This window comes from Chrysiogenia bacterium, from assembly GCA_020434085.1.
In the GTDB taxonomy this organism is placed as follows: Bacteria; JAGRBM01; JAGRBM01; order JAGRBM01; family JAGRBM01; genus JAGRBM01.
In genome coordinates, this window is the sequence record JAGRBM010000529.1 from 1 (window position 1) to 2580 (window position 2580).

The 2580-nt window shown below is 63.5% G+C and carries 3 protein-coding genes; all 3 read left to right on the forward strand.

Annotation, left to right across the window (positions count from 1 at the left end; all coding sequences use genetic code 11):
* A partial coding sequence (locus tag KDH09_17730; protein ID MCB0221543.1) for an MMPL family transporter occupies window positions 1-770 on the forward strand: 770 nt, incomplete at its 5' end.
* Window positions 771-837: 67 nt separating this feature from the next.
* Complete coding sequence (locus KDH09_17735; GenBank protein ID MCB0221544.1) at window positions 838-1479, forward strand: histidine phosphatase family protein; 642 nt, start codon at window positions 838-840, stop codon at window positions 1477-1479.
* Window positions 1469-2179 (forward strand): hypothetical protein, encoded by a 711-nt coding sequence (locus tag KDH09_17740; protein ID MCB0221545.1) that lies wholly within the window; start codon window positions 1469-1471, stop codon window positions 2177-2179. The genes KDH09_17735 and KDH09_17740 overlap by 11 nt, the downstream gene beginning before the upstream one ends.
* Window positions 2180-2580: the final 401 nt, after the last annotated feature.

The following is a 2580-nucleotide window of genomic DNA, read 5'->3' on the forward strand; positions in this document are numbered from 1 at the left end:
GCAAACTTCCCTACGACCATTCGACCTTCTCGGGGGAGACACGCCTCATCGACCTGGCGCGCAACCAGTTCCCGCCGATCAACCAGTTCATCGACCGCGACTGGAGCCAGGCGCGCTTTACCAGCCGAATCGAGGCGATGAGCAGCGCCGACCTGGCCTGGCTCATCAAGAAGGTGGACTCCTACGCGGGTCAGAAGCTCGATCCGCGTTTTGAATACAAGGTGACCGGCATCGTGAAGCTGCTCGCGAACATGATCGACAAGGTTCGTGACAGCCAGGTGGCCTCGCTGGCTTTGGCGATTGTCCTGCTCTGGATCTGTTTCATCGTCTTCCTGCGCAGCGCGGTGGTGGGAACACTGGCCATGTTGCCCAACATCATTCCGATCGTGACGACGCTCGGGCTCATGGGAATTCTCAAGATCGAACTCGACCTGGCCACGGTGATGATGCCGAGCATCGCGATCGGCCTTGCCGTCGACGACACGCTGCATTTCTTCAGCGCCTTCCGCTCGCGCGCGCTGGCAGGGGACACCGGTCCCGAGGCCATTCGCTGGACGCTGCATTTCCGCGGCCGGGCCTTCCTGTACACGTCCTTCGTGCTGGCCGCGGGCTTTGGCATCCTGCTTCTCTCGGACCTTCGGCCGGTTGCCGATTTCGGCATCATCAGTTGTGCGGCCATTGCCAGCGCCCTGCTGGCCGATCTGCTCTTTAATCCCGCATTGCTGAAACTTGCGCGTCCAAAGCTTGCCGACTGGTCGGAGCAGCAATAGAATCAGGACTGGGGTAGGAGAGGTTTTTCACCCGGCGCGTGGGCGCCGGCGTGCGAGGCAGCGACAGGTGCAACTCCTGCTGGTTCGTCATGGTGAGACCGACTGGAATCTCGAGCAGAGATTCCAGGGGGTGAGCGACGTCCCGCTCTGTGAGCGCGGGCGCGCCCAGGCCGCCTCGCTTCGCGCGCACCTTGGCGACGAGGGCTTCGACGCCGTCTTTGCCAGCCCCCTGCAGCGCGCCCTCGAAACGGCCGAGATTCTCTCGGGCCTTTCGCGCGAAGAAATCGAAGTCATCCCCGAAATCCAGGAAATGAACCAGGGCAAGCTCGAAGGGCTCACCTGGAAAGAGCTGCTCGCCGAGCATCCCGAGATCATCACCCGGTGGATGAGCGAGCCGGTGGACCTGCGCATCCCGGGCGGCGAGACCATTCGCGAAGTGGCCTCCCGGATGGCGGCGGGCCTGCGATCGGTGCGCGAGAGAGCCCACGGGCGCCGCGTGCTGGTGGTCTCCCACAACCTGGCGATTTCGGCCGGTCTGGCCGAGTTGCTGGGCGAGGGGCCCGAGCACTTTCGCCGCTACCGCCAGGAGCCCTGCGCCATCAACCGCATCGAGTGGCACGAAGAGCCGCTGAGCCTCCACGTGTGCAACGACTACTCCTTCCTGCCGCCAGAGCAGCATCCGGTGAAGTACGGTCCCCATGCAGAGTAACTTGCAACTGAATCTGGGTTTTGTCCCGCGCCCGAAGATCCGGCGCGTCGCCGTGAGCAGCGCGGCGCTCACGCGCGATCTCTCTCGCCCGACGCGCATCGAGTTCACGAACAATTCCTCGACCATGATCAGCGCGCGCATTCGCGAGGGAACCCTCATCCTGCGCGCCCATCACATGTTCGAGGACGTGCCCGAAGAGATCTACGCGGCTTTCGTGCAGTATCTCAATGGCAACACCCGCGCGGGCCGTCTCATCGATCGCTACATCGCCGAGAATCGCCATCGCATCGAGCCTTCACAGCGCCGGCGGCAGGTGGCCGGCGCCATGCGCGCCCAGGGCGAGCACCATGACCTGGCCGAGCTGCTCGAAGCCGTGCTGGCCGAGTATTTCCCCGAGCTCGAAGCGCCGCGCATCGGGTGGGGAAGGCGTACCCGGCGAAAGGGCCGCACCGTGCGGCTGGCATCCTACGACCCTGAGCTGCACGTCATCCGCGTGCACCCCAGACTCGATAAAAAGATCGTCCCGCGCTTTGAGATGGAGATGATCCTCTATCACGAACTCTGCCACGCATATCTGGCAAAAACCCAGAGCAAGGAAGCGGGCCTGCGCCACGACAAGACCTTCCGCGCCCTGGAATCGCGCCACCACCACTTCAAGCGCTCCCACGAGTGGGAAACCAAGAACCTGCACCGGATCTAATCACGCGCGAAATGGCGGCGGCATCCGGGCGGGAAGGGCGAGGCATGCCTCGCCCCTACACGTGATTCAGCCTCGGCATTTCCAGGCCCAACAGCTCAAATTGGTTGTGCATAGCTGAATATACCTCGGCATATGAATCCGACGTGCCCGTCCACTCGTAGGGGCGAGGCATGCCTCGCCCTCCGGGCGCCGGGGTAACCGTCGCTCACCCAGACGGCGCAGCCCGCGCCTTGCCAGCGCGCGCAAAACCACCTAACAAAAGCGGCCTCATCAGGAGGCACGGCCATGCCCGAGCAGTTTTCGGAAGATCAGAAGAAATTCGTTCGCCGCCCCAAGGGGTGCTTCACCACCGGCACGCAGAATGAATACGGCATGGGCCTGGTGCTCTATCAGGCGGGCGA

Excerpts from the sequence above, each read along its gene's own strand:
- KDH09_17740 (MCB0221545.1), top strand. The coding sequence starts at position 1,469 with ATGCAGAGTAACTTGCAACTGAATCTGGGTTTTGTCCCGCGCCCGAAG.